At 35.2% G+C, this 23,873-nt stretch carries 7 protein-coding genes; 2 read left to right on the forward strand and 5 right to left on the reverse strand.

All coding sequences use genetic code 11. The annotated features are described in order from the left end of the window. Position 1: 1 nt before the first annotated feature. Positions 2-8,593, forward strand: coding sequence for an autotransporter-associated N-terminal domain-containing protein (locus tag FVE74_RS02965; RefSeq protein WP_147003160.1), 8,592 nt, complete (start codon positions 2-4; stop codon positions 8,591-8,593). A gap of 130 nt (positions 8,594-8,723) precedes the next feature. On the opposite strand, the gene FVE74_RS02970 is transcribed toward FVE74_RS02965, so the two are convergent. Genes FVE74_RS02970 through FVE74_RS02980 form a run of 3 tightly spaced genes read right to left on the reverse strand, consistent with a single transcriptional unit; the run spans position 8,724 to position 11,006 of the window. Further along, complete coding sequence (locus FVE74_RS02970; RefSeq protein WP_232054021.1) at positions 8,724-8,852, reverse strand: AAA family ATPase; 129 nt, start codon at positions 8,850-8,852, stop codon at positions 8,724-8,726. A 41-nt stretch (positions 8,853-8,893) separates the two neighbouring features. Beyond that, entirely contained in the window at positions 8,894-9,685 is a 792-nt protein-coding gene (locus FVE74_RS02975) for a metallophosphoesterase family protein (RefSeq protein WP_232054023.1), read from the reverse strand. Then, complete coding sequence (locus tag FVE74_RS02980) at positions 9,666-11,006, reverse strand: phospholipase D-like domain-containing protein (RefSeq protein WP_232054024.1); 1,341 nt, start codon at positions 11,004-11,006, stop codon at positions 9,666-9,668. Before FVE74_RS02980 ends, FVE74_RS02975 begins: the two co-directional genes overlap by 20 nt. Positions 11,007-11,549: 543 nt before the next feature. Here FVE74_RS02980 and typA point away from each other — a divergent pair. Continuing rightward, the gene (gene typA, locus FVE74_RS02985) at positions 11,550-13,358 is read left to right on the forward strand and encodes a translational GTPase TypA (protein ID WP_147003162.1); all 1,809 of its coding nucleotides are present in this window, start codon (positions 11,550-11,552) and stop codon (positions 13,356-13,358) included. A 203-nt stretch (positions 13,359-13,561) separates the two neighbouring features. On the opposite strand, the gene FVE74_RS02990 is transcribed toward typA, so the two are convergent. Both FVE74_RS02990 and FVE74_RS02995 read right to left on the reverse strand, forming a co-directional pair. Continuing rightward, positions 13,562-14,560, reverse strand: coding sequence for an ABC transporter substrate-binding protein (locus tag FVE74_RS02990; RefSeq protein WP_147003163.1), 999 nt, complete (start codon positions 14,558-14,560; stop codon positions 13,562-13,564). A gap of 190 nt (positions 14,561-14,750) precedes the next feature. Then, positions 14,751-23,762 (reverse strand): autotransporter-associated N-terminal domain-containing protein, encoded by a 9,012-nt coding sequence (locus FVE74_RS02995; protein ID WP_147003164.1) that lies wholly within the window; start codon positions 23,760-23,762, stop codon positions 14,751-14,753. Positions 23,763-23,873 lie beyond the last annotated feature (111 nt).

The raw sequence follows: 23,873 nt of genomic DNA on the forward strand, positions 1-23,873 counted from the left end.
AATGAGTAATAATCTGCGACAGATTGCAAAGGACTTGCGATCGTTTGTAAAAAGATGTAAAGATGTACATTATTCTGACAGCCTGCTTATCTCTTTCTTGATAACAGGACTTTTAACAATTGCGCCAAAGCTTCATGCTGACGTGGCAAGCGAACAGCAGGAAATCACTGCACAGACTTATGACGCAATAACTGATCTGCGGCAATCATTCATGCGTGCAAGAAAAGAAAACGAAAAATCACTAAAAGGAGCCCAAAGCGAACTTGTTCAGCTTTTGAAACAAGGGGATCAAGTAATAAAAAGCCCATGGGCATCATTCCAGTTTGGAACAGGATATACAAACAATGACTGGGGAACAACTTATAGAGGTAGAGGTGGAAAATACCTTGAATACTATAGAAGAGACAATGACTTGACTAAATATGTGTTTGATAAGGATAAACATTTGTATGGGGCAACTAACTTGAACATACCTCGTAACCAAGAGCCAAACTCATTGACAATCAATCCGGCTAATGTGCATGAGCCTTATAAGCCTTATGTGCCTGAAAGATTGGATAATATTAATATGCCAAATCCGGTAAGTTATAATCCAGTTATTTATACAAGTAACAATGTAGTATTACCAAATGCTTATACACATAATGGAGTCAATACAGGTTCTTCTCCAAATGTTGGAGCACCAATTGCAAGAAGAGCATCTTGGTCAAATGACCCAACATTTAATTTCACAAATGATACAATGCGTTCATATAATGGTTGGACTAGAGGGACAAGAAACAATCCTTTAAGTACAATGAGTGCAACAGCAATAGGAGGGACTTCTGGTAGTCGTGCTACAATGGAAAATGGTAATACTAGTAGTACAACTTACAATCATGAGTATAATAAAGATTATTGGTGGAATCCATCAAGTTCTTGGACTTCACAAGTACAATATTGGAATCTTCAAGGAGGAGTTACCCCTAGCAATGCTACATTACCTCTTTCTGCGACTAGTGTACTTCCTGCAGCTAACCAGTATTATACACCAGGAGTTTATAATACTCTTTCTGGATATGATGAAATTACGACTACTTCACATAGTACTCATTGGGGAGGATTGTTTGTTCATACAGGTACTACCCCACCTTTGAAATATTCAGATACACAATTACGTAATTATATGTGGACTTATTATTCAACTACTAATCCAAACCAAAAAATAGGACGTTCTGGATTATCTTATAATGATTTAACTACTGCTAGAAGTACTGCAAGTGCTGCTGGTGCAGTAGCATATCATCTGCATCCTGCAAATAATTGGACTCATCCACTGAGTACTTCTACATATGTTTCAGAAGGAGCCGCAAGACAGGCATATTTTGAGGCTTTACTGGTTCAAAAAGGTGGTAATATATCAAACATTGGTGGTAGTAGTAGTATTTCTTATGATGCTAATGTTACTGGTATAGACACTATGGTATACAATGCAGTTGGATATACAGGAAGTGGTACAGGTGCTTGGAGTACTTTTACAGCTGCTTATAGTGAAGCATTCAATGCCTGGCAAGCTGGATGGAATGTAGAACAGGGGGCAGGTGATTATAGACAGCAATTAATTTTAACAAATGAAGGAACTACTGTTCAGTATCTTAATGCTGCTATAGGACGTACTCATCCAGGTGGTTCATTCTTAAAAGTTTTACCTAATGGGACTGCTCCAGCTGTTACAATAAAGGGTGTCGATGTTTCATTATATAATGGTGGAGATTCGGCTTATGTTATAAATACTAATATGAGAGGTGCTTCTGACAAAATAGCTCTTACATTCAGTGAATCAAGTTCAATAGGTAACTTTGATACTAATGATGGGACTAATTCAGATGTAAATGCTGCTGTAAGTGCACCAGGATATGTAGCGCCTACTGATAATAATATAGCTTTCAATTTCCAAGAAGGAGAAAGTGATCAACCTTCGTCAATTGGAGCAATTCAAGGTACAGTAACAATTTCGGGTCCTGTAGATGTAAGATTTAAAGGAAATAACAATGTTGTATATAATATGAATGCAGCTACTAATAATTTAGTACTTTCAAATGGAGATTCAGCCTCTGCTAGTGCTTTAGGTAAAGATAACGTTGCACAATGGGGAGTTCAAGATCTCGGACGTATTTTTACCAGAGGAAATAATAATATTGTATATAATGGATATGGAGCTGTAGTTGGTGATGGTTCTAAACTTGTACTGTCTGATGTTACAATGCAAGGAGATAATGCTATTATGGTTGGATTGCAAGGTCCAAATTCAGCAAATCCACAAGGCTCTGGAATAGGTAAGACTGGTATATTTAACGGAGAAATTAAACTGCAAGGATCATTTGGAGGAAATAACGGAGTTGGAAATACTACAAGAGCAGTAGCTATTTATGCTGCAAATGGACAGGCTTCAGAGGTTGGAATGGGAGATATTATTGATGGTAAATCAGGAAACTTTAATAATATAAAAATTACAGATTTAAATGTTGCGTTTAGAAATAATGCTAATAACGGTGTTATGATTTACTCTATAAATGGTTCACATGTAGAAGCGGAAAATAAAGTTTCAAATGGTAACATTATTACAGATGCATTTCATTCTGTAAGCGGACTTGCTACAGGACTTCGAAAATATGATGAAATTCAAGAAAGTGATGTAAGTAAAGGGCTTGTAATGGGATATGCAGCTGGAGAAACTTCTGATATAAGTTCAAGTTTTATAGGTAGTGGACAACATCCTAATGTTGCAAGTAAAATAGACTTTAAGAGTCAAATTGATATGATGTCTAAAGATGGATTTACACTTGTTGCAAAAGATAGAGGACAAATTACTGCTAAAGCTATTAGAGCAGCAGGTTCAAACGCAGTTGTTGCTTATGCTGATGGAGCAGGTAATAGTAAGTTAGGAGCTTCGGATATCACTAAAATCAAGATAGAAGGAAAAGTTATTGCAGCTGATAATTTAGGTGTAAAAGGAAGTAATCCAACATATGCAAATGCCTATCAAAATATAGGAGCTTATGCTATAAATGGTGGATATATTGAAATTGCTGGAAGTAATGCAAGCACTCAATTCAATGAAGATGGAGCCACTGCAATTGGAGCAAACGAAGGATCGTTAATTTATGGTATAGGAGCTGTTGCCAAAGGAAAAGACGCTAATGATAATGTTTCTACTGTAAAAATGAAAGATGTAACTATTATTGATAATGAACAAGGAGCATTATATGCTGAGAATAATGGTGCAATAGAATTTGAAGGTAATATTGTAAACCAAAATAACAATAGTAGTGGTACAATTAGTGCAGATACAAATGGTAAAGTTAATACAGGAACTAGAAAAGCAAAAACAACAAGTACAACAAATACTCATTCAAATGTTTCACCATTTTATGTAAAAAGAATTAATACAACTGATCAGTCAAATATTACATTCACAACAGCTGCTGATAAAACAAATATAGATATGTATGATGGAATACTATTAACAGGAAATACTTATGGAAATAGTATTAGATCTGGTTATGATTCAACTGCAAGAGAATGGGATTATGCTAAATCTACTTGGAAAACAGGTTCAGCTGAAGAACAAAATATTTATACAAACGCAAAATATAAAAACATGGACTTTGTAACAACTAGAATTCTTGATGATGATGTCACTATTGGTGTAATTAATCAAAGTTCTGATATACTTAATTGGACTAGTGATAAAGCTGGAGGTAGTGGAACAGGTGTAGTATCAGGAAGTGAAAACTTCTTAAGTGGAATAGGGGCTTATGCTGGAGGAATGAAAATTATAAACGGTACAGCAGCTAATCATCATTTAGTAGATGTTACTTTAATTAATAGTCAAATAAAAATTGGTCAGGATATTAATATTGAAGATGTTGAAAAAACAAAAGCTGCTCCTGCTGGAACTAAGAATGATACTTTCAATGATATTAAGATGGAAAGCACATACTTGACAATAAATAATGGTATAAACGTATCAGGAGATGCTCATGAGAGAGATTTACAAGATTCTAAAGGTGGTAGAAACTATCAAGTTAAAAATGTTGGACTTGCAATGAGTAACTCTCTAAACAGATGGAATAATGTTAAAAGTTTTACTGATGAAAAATGGAGAAAAACAAGAAAAGGTGAATCAGGATTTACTAACTTAGGAACAGTAAATTTCTGGGGAGGTTCTAAAGATACTACTCCAACATCAGCACCGATAACAGGACTTCTTGTAAACTTTGGAACTATCATAAATGGTGATGGAAACAAAGTTGCTACTGTAAAAGTAGATCATGGTAATGCCATTGTTGGAACTGATGGAAGTATTCTTAAAAACCTTAAAAATTCTGAAATTATTGTAACAGGTAAATATGTAAAACCTTCTTCTAATGCACCAACACTTGGAGATAATGCAAATAGACCAACTGATTCTACTATCAGTGGAGAAAATTATGGTATTGTAGGTATTTCTGATGGATATGTTGGATATAACTATGCTGATGAAGATAACTTCACTGGTGTCGATAATTCTGTTGCAATTAGACATGAAGATGCAAAAATCTATGTTGCAGGAGAAAAAGCAACTGGTATTTATGCTGAAAATAAAAATGATGGATTGGCAAGTGGTGTAACAATTGATTATATAAATACTAAAGCAGGAACAACTGGTATTGATGTTTCAAACTCAGATGTAACAGCTCCTGATGCGAGAGGAGTAGGTATCGCATTAGTAAACAGCAATACAAATTATGCTAATGGATCTGCTAATGCTGGAGGAGTAATCAATCTTACAGGTGCAAGTGATGGAGCCTTTGCTGGATGGGGAATTAAAGCAACTAATTTTGCCCCTACTACACTTGATATTAACTTAGATAAAAATGATATTTTCACAGGTAAAAATGGTGTAGGTATCTATGCTGAAAGTGCTGAAATAAACTTACTTTCTGATAAGTTTACGGTAGAAACAGCTGACAATGGAGTAGGACTATGGGCAATGGATGACTCTCATGTTGCTCCAGGTGCAAACCACCAAAAAACTTTCCAATACAATTACAATGGTGCTAATGATAAAAATGGATTCGCAATGGCATTTGGTGGAAGAAACATACAAAAAACAACAGCTTCAAATGACTTAGATATTAAATTTACAAATAAAGCTGATACAGGTGTAACATTGCAAGCAGAAAAAGCAGGTACTACAACAGGTACTACAAAAGGAATCGCAGGTATCTTAGTAAATACTAATGATGGTGCAGATACTGTAACTAACAGAGGTAACATTGAAGAAGATTCATCATCTGAAACTAATGTAAGAGCTTATGGTGCAGTAGTAAACAAAGGAACATTCATAAACTATGGTAAGATTAAACTTAATGATTCATTGAAAGAAAATGCAAATGCTATTACTTCTGAAGATATTAAGAAAGCCAATGTAGGAATTTTTGCAAATTCTACTAACGGTCTTCAAACTACAATTGAAAACCACGGAGATATTACAATTGGAGATTCTACACATAGTAACAATATTGGAAGCTGGGCTATTTACGGATATAATGTAAACACTGGTGCAAAAGAAGATGGAAGCAAGTCTAAGATTACAATTAACAGAAATAACTACGGTATTTACTCTGGAGACGGAAATGTTAATATTAAGAATACTAAATTGTTAGTTGGTAATGACACAGTTTTAGGACATGTTCAAACTACAGCAGGAGTTTCAACAGCGCCAGGGGCTTACCCTATTGATAGACAAAATGGACAATATTCAAATGCAAACGACTTGTTATCTAGTTTAGACAAGCCAAGAGAACTTGACTCTGCAATTGGGGTATATATTGATAAAGGAAGCATTGCAAGAGATATTAATGTAAGTGCTGACATGGATATTGACAGATTCTCTTTTGGTATCGTTATGGCTGAAAAGAATGGAGGACCTACAACAAATGTAACAATAGGATCTCCAACAGATGCTCCAACAATTGTGCTGGCTTCTAACAAGAATACAGGAGGACAAGTTAAGTCAACAGCACCATCTAACCCTAAAGTTCCAGAAGAAACTAAGGAACAAGGAAACTCAGTATACTACTATTCAGCAGATACTGAATCAAGAGGTAAGTCTTATGCCAACGTGTCAATGAACGGAGACTACAACACAGCTTACTATACTAAAGGTTCAATGGATAACTACGGAACAATTGACTTGAGATCTAAATACGATGTTGACAACAACAACGTGGCAAGAGGATACGGAAACGTAGGTATTTTCTCAGCAAATACAAGTGCACCATCAACAAACTACGGAACAATTACTACAGGTATGTCTGATACTGTAAATATGCAATATTCAGCAGCGATGGCGGCAGGTAGAAACCACTACAAGACAGATGGAAACTTTGACAAGACAACAGAAGAAGGATACATTGTAAATAAAGGAGACATTATCGTTAAGGAAAAAGAAGGTATCGGTATGTTCGCAACTGGTGCTGGATCTAGGGCAATTAACTACGGTAATATCCGTCTTGAAGGAGAAAGCGCAATTGGTATGTACCTAGACCGTGGAGCGATCGGGGAAAACTATGGAAACATCGAAGGTAATGCCCAAAGCTTGAAAGGGGTAGTAGCAATTAATGGAGGTTACATTAAGAACTACGGACATATTAATGTAACAGGATCAGGATCTTACGGAATCGTAACTGATGGATCAAGATTTATTGTAGATGCAAACGGAAATCCAACAGAAGTTCTTCAGTCAACAGATTCAAGATACACTTCAACATCTGCAGTAACAGCAGGACAAACTAACGGAAAAGGTGGAACAGACCTTTACGGAGGAACAGAAAGCTCAATTGAAGAAGGAACAAGCAGAAATCCTAAGACAACAGGAGTTGGAACAACAATAACAGCTCCAGACATCGTGCCTATAACTAAGGTAAGCGTTGACGGAATCGACACACCGATCTTCAATGTTGAAAGTGATGCGGCAAACCCTGGAGACTGGGCTAAGACTGTAACAGTAAGCAGCAGCATCCAAACTGGAGGAACAAGAATAATTGACCTTTCAGCTAAGAACGAATGGGGTAACCCAGTATGGGAACATGCATACAAAGACCCATTATCAGAAGTAACATCAATCGGAATGTATGTTGATACATCAGGAGTTAGATACACTAACCCAATTGACGGAATCCAAAACTTGCCTAAATTAGGAAAAGTTGACTTGTACTTCGGACCAGAAGCGACAATGTATACAAACTCTAAAGCAATTAGAATTGGAGACAAGGTTGATGCAAATGGAACTGTAACTAAGAGCAACATCTTGAAGCCATTTAACGATGCATTGTCAAGATTGCCAGGAGGAGCAAAGGTAAACGTTCTTTCAGGAAGCTTGACTTGGCAAGTATTAGCAAAACTTGACTCTAACAACCAATTGTCAGAAATTTACATGAGTAAAGTTCCTTATCATTCATTCGCTTATGACAATGATAAGTCTCTAGTAAACTTCACAAACAACTTGGATAACATTTATGAAATCGCTAAGCCGCAAAGTGCTGAAAAAGTTATCTTCAACAAGTTGAACAGCTTAGGTAACGGAGAAGGGCATATCTTGGCTCAAGCGTTTGACCAAATGAGAGGTCACATTTATGGTGGAGTTCAACAAAGAATTAAATCTACATCGGATATCTTGACTGGAGAAATGAACGGATTAAGAAGCGACAGAAATGTTTCTAAGGATTCTAACAAGTTCAAGGCATTTGGACAAAGAAACGAGTTCAAGACAGATACAGCAGGAATGCCTGACTGGTACAGCAATGCCGGAGGATTTGCATTCGTTCATGAAGATGAAACTGTAAGACTTGGACAATCATCAGGATGGTCAGCAGGTGTAGTAAACAACTACTTCACATTCAAGGATTTATCTAAATCTTATGAAAACCAAGCAATGGCTAAAGTTGGAGTGTTCAAGACAATCCCTCTTGATGCGAACGGAACATTTGTTCTTAGCCTAGGTGGAGACGGATTCTTTGGAAGAAATGACATGAAACGTAGATTCTGGGTAGTAGATCAAGAATTCAGAGCGAAAGCAAGCTACTATTCTTATGGTGCAGGACTTAACGCAGGACTTGAAAAGGCATTTGTAATAAATGACGGATTCAGCATAGTTCCAAATGTAGGAATCAGAGCTGAATACGGAAGATTCTCATCAATCCATGAAAATGGAGACATGGCATTGAACGTTAAGAGCGATGACTACGTGTCAGTTAAGCCAAGCGCAGGAATCGACTTCAGATACAGCCAGGAAGTATTCAAGAACTCAAACTTGACAGCAAGCTTAGGATTTGCGTATGAAAACGAAATCGGAAAACTTTACGATGTTGAAAACGAAGCAAGAATCGTAGGAGCATGGACAGACTACTTCGGAATCAGAGGAGACAAGGAAGACAAGAGAGGAAACTTCAAGTCAGACTTGAAACTAGGATTAGACAACGGAAGATTCGGATTCAACGTAAACACAGGATACGACTCAAAAGGACACAACTTCAGAGCAGGATTAGGATTGAAAGTATTATACTAATAAATTCTAGGAATGCTGGAAATAGCTTAAACAAAACGGGGGAGGGCTGCCAGAGATGGCGGCTCTTCTTTTTTTGCAAGGAAATCAAAAAAGAGCAGCGAGTAAACTGCTCTTGTTATTTTTTTTCAATTTATATGAAAAGTTTTACTTTAGAACCATCATCTAAAATGTTAGCAATAAATTTAGTTTTATCAATATAATAGCAATTATTATTTATAATTTCTTTAAAATCTTCAATACCAACAGGAATTTTCTTCATTTTATCTCCTTTTAAAATAAATAGTTAATCAAAATAGAATTTTAACAATGTACGTAAATTTCCCTTTTGCCCTTTGATTTTTTGTTTTTTACTTCCATACATCCCAATGAATGTGTGAAAAATGCACCGCAGTCAATGTCATAAATTTTGCCAGACTTTTTAGATATTTTACCATCCAGATTTGGTGTATGTCCAAAATATATATTTTTATTTTTATACTCTTCAAGAGTATTTTTCTTATCCATCCAAAATTCTTCCCGTGTCCAAAGCACATTTTCTCTTTCCTGATTTTCCAAATCCTTGCTTAAATTCAGCCCCGCATGAACAAAAATATTCTCATTCCCACAAACTATGAGCGGACAATCCTTTAACCATTTTATCAGCCATTTTACTTCAGCAGGAAAATTTTCCTTATGCCATTTCTCTATATTTTTCTTTTCAAAATATTTAGAATTTTTATAAATCGAATACTCTGTTTCATAATTCAATGGATAATCATTTTCAAAATCCTCCAGAAGCATATCTTCATGATTTCCCAAAATAAACTTCAGATTATATCCAAGTTTTATCATTTTCATACATTTCATATAAATTTCATAAGATTTTTTCCCTCTATCACAAATATCTCCCAAAATTAAAAGTAAATCTTCTCTTTTTAACTCGATTTTTTCAAGCAATCTTAAAAATAAGTCATATTGACCATGAAGATCAGAAATTGCAAATATTCTATCGTAATTATTTTCATCTATTCTTTCAACCTTAACTCTGTTTTCCATAGGAATCGCACTTCTTTCATTATATTTAAAAATTTTTTTAAAAAGCTCCAAATCCATTCACTTCCATAAATCTAAACAGCATATCATTCATAGATTTTTCATTTTTTCCTTCATCATAAGGTAACGTAAAATCGCCATCCCTGTTTGTCCATAATCTGTCGTAATAGTCTAAAATATCTTTGGAAACTTTCTGGTCGTAGGCTGACATTATTTTCAGCTCATTCTCTAAATTATAGTTTCTCATATTTCTTCTCGTAAAGTTTGTGGATCCGCCGTAAGTTATCAGATAATCCTTTTTCAGAATTGACATCATTTTTACATGGTACATTTCTTCGCCTTTGTTGTAAAATTTAACATTGATGTCATAGCCATGTTTTCTTGCATATTTCATCAATTCTCCAGCCGCTGCTTTGTTTGGCAGTCCTGCTTCTGCATTATTTAGTATTATCTCAAATTTTACTCCACGTTTTGCAGCCTTTCTAATGTCATTTATTATTCCCCTGTCTGCAAGGAAAAACTGGGCAATGATGACTTTATCCCCAAACTGGGTGTTTTTTAGTTCTTCTGAAATATCCTTAGCTGTCGCATCGTTTGTAAAATATTGTATTTTCAGCTTGTCATTTGATGAAAATGGAATTTTGCTGAAATCCTTGTTTGGCAATGTTCTTTTTAAACTTCCATCTTTCTTAGTAATTTTTGCAACTGGCTTTTCAGCATTGTAAATTTCTTTTAATATCGGCGCTGAAAATTTGAATGCTACGTTTGAATGTTTTGAACCTTCAGCATGTGGATTTGCTGATGTCAGCAAGGCAGTATTTTCATTCATAATCAGCTTTCTATGGTCTGCTTTCGCATTTAATGCTCTTAAAAGGCTACGAATTGTAACTTTATCCGTTCCTTCGTAAATCGGATTTTTTATTTTCCCACGATTTTTTGGATTTCCAAAAGGCTGTATAAATAGCCGCCATGGCACAGAATAAACAAGCATCGGATCTCTCAGCTTCATCAAATCAACATACCCAATTTTTACTCCAGCCTGCTCCAGTTTTTTATGCATCTTATTGTCATAAGCCCCGTAAAACGTATTGCTTTCATCAAGTATCAGGTAAATTTCCACATTCGGATCTTTTTTCCGCTTTTCCAGTATCTTTTCTGCAAATTCTTCTGCAAGCGGCAACGGATGCAACTTTTCTTCCACTCCTTTCCCAACAAAATCATTAAACACAAAAATATCCATCAGGAAAAAATCCTGCGCCTCATCCAAAATCTTATAAGCTTGATCCCAGATCTGTCTTTCATAATGCGTTTCCCCATCTTTCTTATAAGTCAAATCATAGTAAAAATCCACATTATCCGCATTATAAACCTGACTTTTCATTGAAAGACCCTCTGAAAGCGGAGTACAGGAAAAAGTTCCCAATAATAAAAATACAAATATAAAAATAATTTTTTTGCTCAAAATAAATTCTCCTTTAATATTTTTTTCATAGATTCATTTAATAATCTATAATTTATTATTACCTTTTTCTAATTATAACAGTTTTAAAAAGTTTTTTCCATAAAAATAAAAAATAAAATTTCAGTAATTGACATTTTTGTAAAATATGTTATAATAAATACGTAAAAGACCTTTAAGGGAAACTTTGTAGAATAATAAAAAAAATGTGCTACAAATTAGGCTGGATTTTTCCAGTCTTTTTTGTTATAATACTTAGGTGAGTTTTAGCACAATTCACAAAAAATTCTACAAAGGAGGTAGTGAGATGGCAGATTTCATTGCGATATTTATTCTGTTTGTAATTGCTTATTACAGCTTGAATAGATAGAGAATGAATTTCACCTCTGCTCCTCAACCCTTAGGGGGGATAGTAATTTTAAAATTTAAGGAGGAAATATTAACAAGGAATTGTTAAAATAAAGGATGAACAAAATTAAAAATATTGCAATTATTGCGCACGTAGATCACGGGAAGACAACTCTTGTCGATGCTTTATTGAAACAGGCGGGGACATTTGGGGAACATGAAAAAGTAGATGAAAGAATTATGGATAGCGATGATTTGGAGAAGGAAAGAGGGATTACGATCTTTTCTAAAAATGCTTCATTTCATTATGACGGATATAAGATAAATATTGTAGATACTCCAGGGCATGCGGATTTTGGTGGAGAAGTTCAAAGAATCTTGAAAATGGTGGATTCTGTATTGCTTTTGGTGGATGCTTTTGAAGGAGTTATGCCACAGACTAAATATGTGTTAAAACAGGCATTAGAACATGGACTTCGTCCAATTGTGGTTGTTAATAAGATTGACAGGCCAAATTCAGATCCTGATGCTGTTGTGGATTCTGTATTTGATTTGTTTGTGGATTTGGGAGCAAATGATGTTCAGCTTGATTTTCCAGTAGTTTATGCATCGGCTAAAAATGGGTATGCTAAATTGGAATTGGAAGATGAAGATAAGGATATGAAACCGCTTTATGATGAAATTATGAAGCACGTTGATGATCCTGAAGGTGATGTGAATGAACCTTTGCAAATGCTTATTACAAATACAGAATATGATGAATATGTAGGAAAACTAGGAACTGGAAGAATATATAATGGAAAAATTGAAAAAAATCAGGAAGTTACGTTAATCAAGAGAAACGGCGACTTGGTAAATGGAAAAATTACTAGAATTTATGGATATGATGGACTTAAAAAAGTTGAAATGGAAGAAGCGTTTGCAGGAGACATTGTAACAATTGCAGGAATTGAAAAAATTGACATAGGAGAAACTGTGGCAAGCAAGGAAAATCCAAAACCATTGCCGCTAATTGACATTGACGAGCCAACGCTTGCGATGACTTTTGTTGTAAATGATTCGCCATTTGCTGGACAAGACGGGAAATTTGTAACTTCTAGAAATATTTTGGAAAGATTGCAAAAGGAAGTAAATCATAACGTAAGTATGAGACTTGAAATGACAGACTCGCCAGATGCCTTTATTGTAAAAGGAAGAGGAGAACTTCAATTATCTATTTTGCTTGAAAATATGAGAAGGGAAGGCTACGAAGTGGCAGTTTCAAAGCCTGAGGTTATCTTTAAGGAAAAAAATGGACAGAAAATGGAGCCAATCGAACTTGCAATTATTGATGTTGCCGATGAATTTGTAGGAGTTGTAATTGAAAAATTAGGACTTAGAAAAGGTGAAATGGTAAATATGAATCAAGGAAGCGACGGCTACACAAGACTTGAGTTCAAAGTTCCATCACGTGGATTAATCGGATTTAGAAATGAATTTTTGACAGAAACTAGAGGAACAGGAATTTTAAATCATTCTTTCTATGAATATGAACCTTTTAAAGGAGAAGTTACAGGAAGAAGAAGAGGTGTTTTAATCGCAATGGAGCTTGGAACAAGTCTAAGTTACTCATTAAACAACTTGCAGCCACGTGGAATCCTATTTATCGGGCCAGGAGTTGAAGTTTACGAAGGAATGATAGTTGGAGAACATTCAAGAGAAAATGACTTGGTTGTAAACGTATGTAAAGGTAAAAAACTTACAAATATGAGGGCTGCTGGAAGTGATGATGCCGTGAAATTAGCGCCTCCAAAGGAATTTACATTGGAACTGGCACTTGAATATATTGAAAATGATGAATTGGTGGAAATCACACCTAACTTTATCAGACTTAGAAAAAAATATTTGAATGCTAACGAAAGAAAAAAACAAGAAAATAAAAACTAAATATTAGAATAGATTTACTTAGCAGGATATAAAATTCATTGTCTGGGTAAATAAAAAACATTTTTCAATAAATAAAATTTAACATAAAATAAAAACTGGAGTTATTTAAATTTAAACAATTCCAGTTTTTTTGTTAAACTTATCTAATATTTAAAGAAGTCTTTGACCCTATTTGAAATAGAACTATCAAGTTATTTTTAAAATTATTTTTTAGTTTCCACCATTTTAGCCTTTTTTAAAATGCTGTCTGGTATTTTTATCCCCAATAATTGCATATTTTGCTTATTAATTTCAATTTGTAAATTTTTAACAGTTTCTATTGGGATTTCACTTGGTTTTTTACCTTTTAATAAAATTTCAGCCGCAATTTCTCCAGAACGGTAACCAATGTTATAGTCGGTAGTTCCTTGGGAAATTAGCCCTCCTGCATTTGAATATACGTTATTTGTAGCTAAAACTGGTATTTTTGATTTATTAAACACATCAAGTATTGCTGCAAAATATGAAGCCACCGTATTATCTTGAATAGCATAGTAAATATCAATATCTTTTGCAATAAGATTTGCAGCCGCAACCATTTCTGTACCATTTGTAACAGCCTTTTCAACTACTGTAAATCCATATTGCCCCGCTAACTTTTTCAAATTATTTACTTCAGAAACCGAATTTTGTTCAGATGAATTATAAATTATCCCTATTTTCTTAGCTCCTGGTAACAACTCTCTCATTAATTTCAAATTTTCAGTAACTGGTGCCGCCCCGCTTGTCCCTGTAACATTAGAAATCCCTTCAAGTCCTGCACTTTTAGGATCTGTAACTGACCCAAATACAACTGGTATTTCACTCCCAACCTGATTTTTAGCCGCCTGTGCCGTTGGAGTAGTAATCGCAAAAACTAGATCCTTTTTATCCGCTGCAAACTGCTGCATAATCAAAGTCTGGTTACTCATATCATTATTTGCAATTTTGTCATCATAATCAGCCTTCACTCCAGCCTTCGCCAGCGCATCCTTAAATCCTTGCTTTGCCGCATTCAATGCTGGATGATCCACAATTTGCGACAGCCCAATTTTATAAACCTTTTCACTAACTTTGGAATCCTTTTTTTGCTCTTGAGAATCATTACCTTTTTTATTCCCGCAAGACAAAAGCATCCCTCCTAACATACCGAATAACAGTACACCTCTCATAATTTTTTTCATCTTTTCTTCCTCCTAAAATAAATAATTTTTAATTTCTATTACTATTTTACCATATTTTTCAAAATTTTCCATTAAATATTGCTTTTATTAAAAATTTTTTTACTAAGTTCAATAAACAAAAAGAAGAGCCGCCATCTCTGGCAGCCCTCCCCCGTTTTGTTTAAGCTATTTCCAGCATTCCTAGAATTTATTAGTATAATACTTTCAATCCTAATCCTGCTCTGAAGTTGTGTCCTTTTGAGTCGTATCCTGTGTTTACGTTGAATCCGAATCTTCCGTTGTCTAATCCTAGTTTCAAGTCTGACTTGAAGTTTCCTCTCTTGTCTTCCTTGTCTCCTCTGATTCCGAAGTAGTCTGTCCATGCTCCTACGATTCTTGCTTCGTTTTCAACATCGTAAAGTTTTCCGATTTCGTTTTCATACGCAAATCCTAAGCTTGCTGTCAAGTTTGAGTTCTTGAATACTTCCTGGCTGTATCTGAAGTCGATTCCTGCGCTTGGCTTAACTGATACGTAGTCGTCGCTCTTAACGTTCAATGCCATGTCTCCATTTTCATGGATTGATGAGAATCTTCCGTATTCAGCTCTGATTCCTACATTTGGAACTATGCTGAATCCGTCATTTATTACAAATGCCTTTTCAAGTCCTGCGTTAAGTCCTGCACCATAAGAATAGTAGCTTGCTTTCGCTCTGAATTCTTGATCTACTACCCAGAATCTACGTTTCATGTCATTTCTTCCAAAGAATCCGTCTCCACCTAGGCTAAGAACAAATGTTCCGTTCGCATCAAGAGGGATTGTCTTGAACACTCCAACTTTAGCCATTGCTTGGTTTTCATAAGATTTAGATAAATCCTTGAATGTGAAGTAGTTGTTTACTACACCTGCTGACCATCCTGATGATTGTCCAAGTCTTACAGTTTCATCTTCATGAACGAATGCAAATCCTCCGGCATTGCTGTACCAGTCAGGCATTCCTGCTGTATCTGTCTTGAACTCGTTTCTTTGTCCAAATGCCTTGAACTTGTTAGAATCCTTAGAAACATTTCTGTCGCTTCTTAATCCGTTCATTTCTCCAGTCAAGATATCCGATGTAGATTTAATTCTTTGTTGAACTCCACCATAAATGTGACCTCTCATTTGGTCAAACGCTTGAGCCAAGATATGCCCTTCTCCGTTACCTAAGCTGTTCAACTTGTTGAAGATAACTTTTTCAGCACTTTGCGGCTTAGCGATTTCATAAATGTTATCCAAGTTGTTTGTGAAGTTTACTAGAGACTTATCATTGTCATAAGCGAATGAATGATAAGGAACTTTACTCATGTAAATTTCTGACAATTGGTTGTTAGAGTCAAGTTTTGCTAATACTTGCCAAGTCAAGCTTCCTGAAAGAACGTTTACCTTTGCTCCTCCTGGCAATCTTGACAATGCATCGTTAAATGGCTTCAAGATGTTGCTCTTAGTTACAGTTCCATTTGCATCAACCTTGTCTCCAATTCTAATTGCTTTAGAGTTTGTATACATTGTCGCTTCTGGTCCGAAGTACAAGTCAACTTTTCCTAATTTAGGCAAGTTTTGGATTCCGTCAATTGGGTTAGTGTATCTAACTCCTGATGTATCAACATACATTCCGATTGATGTTACTTCTGATAATGGGTCTTTGTATGCATGTTCCCATACTGGGTTACCCCATTCGTTCTTAGCTGAAAGGTCAATTATTCTTGTTCCTCCAGTTTGGATGCTGCTGCTTACTGTTACAGTCTTAGCCCAGTCTCCAGGGTTTGCCGCATCACTTTCAACATTGAAGATCGGTGTGTCGATTCCGTCAACGCTTACCTTAGTTATAGGCACGATGTCTGGAGCTGTTATTGTTGTTCCAACTCCTGTTGTCTTAGGATTTCCGCTTGTTCCTTCTTCAATTGAGCTTTCTGTTCCTCCGTAAAGGTCTGTTCCACCTTTTCCGTTAGTTTGTCCTGCTGTTACTGCAGATGTTGAAGTGTATCTTGAATCTGTTGACTGAAGAACTTCTGTTGGATTTCCGTTTGCATCTACAATAAATCTTGATCCATCAGTTACGATTCCGTAAGATCCTGATCCTGTTACATTAATATGTCCGTAGTTCTTAATGTAACCTCCATTAATTGCTACTACCCCTTTCAAGCTTTGGGCATTACCTTCGATGTTTCCATAGTTTTCCCCGATCGCTCCACGGTCTAGGTACATACCAATTGCGCTTTCTCCTTCAAGACGGATATTACCGTAGTTAATTGCCCTAGATCCAGCACCAGTTGCGAACATACCGATACCTTCTTTTTCCTTAACGATAATGTCTCCTTTATTTACAATGTATCCTTCTTCTGTTGTCTTGTCAAAGTTTCCATCTGTCTTGTAGTGGTTTCTACCTGCCGCCATCGCTGCTGAATATTGCATATTTACAGTATCAGACATACCTGTAGTAATTGTTCCGTAGTTTGTTGATGGTGCACTTGTATTTGCTGAGAAAATACCTACGTTTCCGTATCCTCTTGCCACGTTGTTGTTGTCAACATCGTATTTAGATCTCAAGTCAATTGTTCCGTAGTTATCCATTGAACCTTTAGTATAGTAAGCTGTGTTGTAGTCTCCGTTCATTGACACGTTGGCATAAGACTTACCTCTTGATTCAGTATCTGCTGAATAGTAGTATACTGAGTTTCCTTGTTCCTTAGTTTCTTCTGGAACTTTAGGGTTAGATGGTGCTGTTGACTTAACTTGTCCTCCTGTATTCTTGTTAGAAGCCAGCACAATTGTTGGAGCATCTGTTGGAGATCCTATTGTTACATTTGTTGTAGGTCCTCCATTCTTTTCAGCCATAACGATACCAAAAGAGAATCTGTCAATATCCATGTCAGCACTTACATTAATATCTCTTGCAATGCTTCCTTTATCAATATATACCCCAATTGCAGAGTCAAGTTCTCTTGGCTTGTCTAAACTAGATAACAAGTCGTTTGCATTTGAATATTGTCCATTTTGTCTATCAATAGGGTAAGCCCCTGGCGCTGTTGAAACTCCTGCTGTAGTTTGAACATGTCCTAAAACTGTGTCATTACCAACTAACAATTTAGTATTCTTAATATTAACATTTCCATCTCCAGAGTAAATACCATAGTTGTTTCTGTTAATTGTAATCTTAGACTTGCTTCCATCTTCCTTAGAGTCAGTATTTACATTATATCCGTAAATAGCCCAGCTTCCGATATTCTTATTATTTGTAGAATCTCCAATTGTAATATCTCCACGGTTTGTGATAGTTGTATCAAGTTTGTTAGTAGAGTTTGCAAAGATTCCTACATTAACTTTCTTCATATCTTCAGAAGTAATTTGGCTTGCTTGATGATCTAATGAATCGTTAAGTTTAATCTTACCATAGTTTACAAATGTTCCTTTATTAACTACTGCACCGTAAGCTCTTACATTAGTCTTAGATGATGAATCTTCTTCAATGTTACCTCTGTTAGTTACAGTATCTGCACCATCATTAGTATTTACTAAGATACCTGCGATTCCTTTTGTAGTACCTGTTGTAGTACCTGCTTTTTCTGCTTGCAATGTTACACCTGTATCAGCATGATTTGAGAATTTAATATCTAAGTCATTTGATGCATGTGTAATTCCTGTATTTCTTCCACCAAATGCCATTGCAAATCCATTTTTATCATTTTTACCAAAATAATTGTATTGGAATGTCTTAGTGTGATTAGCACCTTTTGCAACTTCAGAATTATCAGTTACCCAAAGTCCAACACCATCATCTTTAGTTGTAACTGTAAACTTGTCAGAATTTAATTGAACTATTGCATTTTCAGCATAAACACCAATACCATTTTCTTTAGTAACAATATTATTGTCGATACTTAATTCCGAACCAAGGTTTCCATCAAATCCTTTTAATTTGATTATTCCACCATTACCATTTGGATTAGCATTAACTAATGCAATACCTACTCCTCTACTACTTGAAGGTGATCCATTAGCTTGTACTTCTATTCCAGCTGTCTTAATTTGATCATCAGCATAATTAATAGTTACATTACCTTGGCTAGCATTAACATTTTTAGCAAAAATACCAGTTGCAGTTACAGCACCATTAACAGATTCTCCACCATCAACTTTAATCTTACCATCAGATGTGATAGCAATTGCATCAGTTTGAACAGTTTGTCCATCTATATTATAACTATTTTCATAATGACCTCTAGTATCATATCTTGAAATTCCAACTATACCGTAGTTTGCTCCACTAGGAGTAGTCTCAGTGCTATTTTTTGAATTTGTAGAATTTGATGTTAAATTACCTGGATTTGTGTACTTACCAGAAACTGTAATTTCACCATCTTTTGTAACTGTTAAGATACTGTTGTCAGTACCAACCATACCATTACCATGATCCACTTTTATCTCTTTTTCATTTTGAATAGTTCCATAAGATACATTTAATGCAGTTACAGCATTATCTTTTTGACCACCAGTTATATTAACAGTTCCTTTATTTATAAATCCTGATTCAGTATTCTTAGTCTTTCTCCAAAGAGGATTATCTTTAGATTGCACATCATCCCATCTGTAAAGTGTGTTTGCCATAGAAAGTCCAGCATTTCTAACTTGATAATTAGTACCACCTGTTGCATCAGTTAAATCTCTGTTTGCAGCATCTCCTTTTATAGTTTTACTTGCATTAACAGTAACCATTGTACTTTCCATTTTCAGGCTATTAAATCCATCTTCAGTTCCAGCAGGAGTTTTAGTATTAACAACATCTTCTACATTTACATCTGTATCAATGTCTAATTTATCATTAATAAGACTGATGTTTGCTGCTTTTAAATCATTAACAGTTGAAATAGTCATTCCTCCAGCATATGTTCCTATACCAGTTAAAATATCATTGTTATAAATAGTATTTTGATTCCATTTCAATGCATCTTTATATTGATTAACAAGACCTATATTTACATCGCCTTCCATAATTTTAACTTTTACTTTATCAGTATTTTTATATTTAGCATGTGCATAAATACTTTGTTCATTTGCATCTGTACTAGTTTTCCATGCTTCTTTAGCATAATCCCATTCTCTATTTATACTATTTCCAGCTCCTAACACTGAAGGATTTGGATCATAAGTATTTCCTGTTAACAGAATACCATCGTACATATCAATTTTTGTATCTCCATTGAAAATTATACTTGCATCATCTGAACCATTATTTCTATAAACATAGAATGGTGTTGTATTTCTATGATCATTATCATTGCTTCCAGTTACATTGTTTTTACCCATTCTTGTATGAGAAGCACCAGTCATGCTAGTTATACCAGTTGGAGTACCAGTAGTAATAGTTTCAGGTAAATTATTTTGGTTAATTATATCACCTCGGAAGTTTATTTTACCTTTATTTGTTGCATATAATGCACCATTTTCTCCATCAATTACTGATACACCTGAATTAAATGTAACTTCAGAACCATTTCCATTAGCATAAGCAGCCATACCATAAATTAAAGAGTTTGTATTAAATTTCAACTCTGAAAATTTATTTTTTGTTGTACCAGTTTCTCTTATTGCTGTTCCACCGTTACCTTGACTTTCTTCTTCTATTGGTGTTGTAGATACAGCTGTACCAGAAATGTTTACTTTTCCTCCATCTAAAGCGACAGCACCATAGTTATTATATGCATTATTTGTATTAGTTGAGTCATAATAATATCCTAAAGTATTATAGTCAGCAGCAGTAACATTACCATTTATGTTTACTGTTGAAGGAGTTCCATTTCCTGAACCAATTCCATTTGCATACGCAAGAATAGATTTATATCCTCCTGCTCTTACAGCTTCTGCATCAATAACAGCACCTTTATCAGTTCTTAAAGCTGTACCATTTTTAGAAACCATGTTAATGTCTTTTTTAAAAGTTATGTGCGAACCATAAACTCCACCTATATTATAATATCTATGAGCAATTTGAGATATATCTCCAGTAGCATAACCTATAATTGAATTACTAGAAGTTTCTCCATTTTTCTTGACATATCCCCATAAAACTTGAGTATCAGTAGTTACACCATCAGTAATAACATCATTGGTCAATCCACCAGCAACATTTGTTAGTGCAGTTGTTCCAGGATCTACATATTTATTAGATTGATAAGCTGTTCCATTATTTTCTCCCACATCTATTCCTGTACCATTAGAAGCATATACCAAAATACTGTTATTTGCATATTTACCTAATCCAAAGTTCAGTTCAGAAACTTTTAAATTAGCAGCATCATCTACAGGTATAGGAGTAGTTCCAGCTTTATTTTGAAGTCCTCCATAAACAGTTCCGTCATAATGAGCATTTTGACCAGTATTAGCATAAATACCTACACTTCCAGCACTTGTTGAATTTGTTCCAACTGCACCTTGAAGTTTCACAGTACCGTAGAATACTCCTGTATCAACTGTAGATTTATCAACTTGCCCTTTATTTTTATCTGTATAGAAAACAGCACCAGAAGATTTATCACCATTCAAAGCAACATCATCTAATTTTAAACTTGAACCACCTTTATTAGAAACATATCCTAAATTCAAGAATGCAATATTATTAGTACCGCTCATTTGAATATGTCCTGCATTATTAAATGAAGTAACACTTGTTGCAGCAGCCGGACTAGTTGGATTTATATTATTTTCAATTTTTAAAGTACGGGCATAGGCGTTATTTTTAATAGCAACGTTATTATCGCCATCAGTCATATTCATATCCCAAATACCAGTAATAGTCGTATTAGAACCTTCAGTATTAGAATTATATGTATAAACAGCATGTCCACCTTGTATCAAAATACCAGTATTGCCACCACCTGTAGTATCAAAACGTGTTCCAGCAATATTCGCATAAGCGGAATTATTATTAAAAGTAACAGTATTAGAAGCTGTTCCAGGCGTTCCAGTAGTCGCTTTACCACCAGCTGCATCTACAACCAATAAAGTATCTGAACCATCACCAGAAATATTAACAGTTTGACCATTTTGCAGAGTATTGAAATTTATATCTCCAGCATATAAATATATACCTGCACCTTTTCCATTGGTCTTTTTTGCATCTATTGATGATACTCCTATATCAACAAAAGCTGATTCTCCATATTCAGAACCTACCAATATACCATTATTATAAGTAATGATAGTCTTATTATCTTTTGTTATATCGACACCACCAACTACTGTTATATTAGTTGCATAAATATCAGATGTACCATTAGCAACATATAACCCATTATTATTACTTCCTTTTACATTTATATTATTCCAACGCCAAACTCCGCCACCAAAAGCAACAGGATTATAAGGATCATGCTCTAATTTAATACCTCCACCACCAGCAACAATTATACCGTTATTACTGATTCCATCTACATCAATGGAAGCTCCTTTAACAATGAAATTACTATTACCAGTGACAGAACTAGCTATACCGTTATTATGAGTCCCACTTATATTAAAATAATCAGCATATAATTTTGTTTTACCACCAGTTGCAGATATTCCATTATTTCCTGTATCTGATGCACCGTCTCCTGCTACAGTATATTGTGTTTCATAATCGTTAAAGTTACCAGTATTAGTTACCAAAACACCATCATTATTTAATCCAGATACACTTATAGTACTTCTACTATTAGCATTCAGACCATCGGTCTCATTATCCAAAGTACCACCAGTTACTAAAATACCATTACTTCCAGATACACCAGATTTGTTTGTACTAGGAGAAATAACATAATGATTTCCTTGAGCGACTCCATTTCCTGAAGTAACTGCTAAACCAGTATAGCCATGATCTTTTGGTGTATCAGTTATCTTAAAAGTAACATTTTTTACTGATGGAGCATCCTTAATTCCAACTGTAACAGAATTACGCGCTGCAATTTGGTTTGTTAAATAAGGTGTACTAAGAGATACAGTTCCCAAGCCACTTACGATAGTAGAATAACCATTATGTACACCACCAGAGTATGTATGAGAAATACTGGAAGCAGGTACAGCAGTAGCAGCAGTATTATAATCAACATTGTGTATTTCCATGTATTTCGAAATATAGTACTCTCTTGCTGTATCATCACTATTTACTGTTCTAATAGCACCCCATGGAGAAACATAAGCACTGGTATTTTCATCTCTACCCCAATAACTGCTACCTCCAATAGTAAGATCACTATAACTAATATAACCATTTCCCCACCAATCATTATCAATCCAATTAGAACCATCATAATATCCACCATGGTAAGTAGTTCCCATATTAATAGTTCCACCAGTTACATTACCAGGAGTTGCTGTTGTATGAGTACCAGTACCCCACCACCATCTAGAATTATAAAGTGTATTAGGACTAAAAGTCGCATTAGTTACTTCAGTATTTGATGTGGCACGAATTCCAGCATTGCTATAATTTATCCAGTTATTAGCACGATGTATATCATGTGTAGCACCAGATCTATCCATTTCAACAGAAATAGGTTCAAAAGTTTCTTTGTTTACTACAAAGTTTGGATTTATTGGATTAGGACTTACTATACTTGGATTAAACGAAGGATCTTTAGGAACATTAATATTATCCAATCTTTCAGGCACATAAGGCTTATAAGGCTCATGCACATTAGCCGGATTGATTGTCAATGAGTTTGGCTCTTGGTTACGAGGTATGTTCAAGTTAGTTGCCCCATACAAGTGTTTATCCTTGTCAAACACATATTTAGTCAAGTCATTGTCTCTTCTATAGTATTCAAGGTATTTTCCACCTCTACCTCTGTAAGTTGTTCCCCAGTCGTTGTTAGTAAATCCTGTTCCGAACTGGAATGATGCCCATGGGCTCTTTATTACCTGATCCCCTTGTTTTAGAAGCTGAACAAGTTCGCTTTGGGCTCCTTTTAGTGATTTTTCGTTTTCTTTTCTTGCACGCATGAATGATTGCCGCAGATCAGTTATTGCGTCATAAGTCTGTGCAGTGATTTCCTGCTGTTCGCTTGCCACGTCAGCATGAAGCTTTGGCGCAATTGTTAAAAGTCCTGTTATCAAGAAAGAGATAAGCAGGCTGTCAGAATAATGTACATCTTTACATCTTTTTACAAACGATCGCAAGTCCTTTGCAATCTGTCGCAGATTATTACTCATTTTTTCCTCCTAAAATTTGTAAATTTACAGCCGCCCATAAAAGCCAAGTTCCAATTAGTCACCTTGACAAAGGTTACTTTACCTTTGCCAGCGAAGCAAAATTTCTTGCCC

The organism is Leptotrichia wadei (assembly GCF_007990445.1).
GTDB classification, from domain to species: domain Bacteria; phylum Fusobacteriota; class Fusobacteriia; order Fusobacteriales; family Leptotrichiaceae; genus Leptotrichia; species Leptotrichia wadei_A.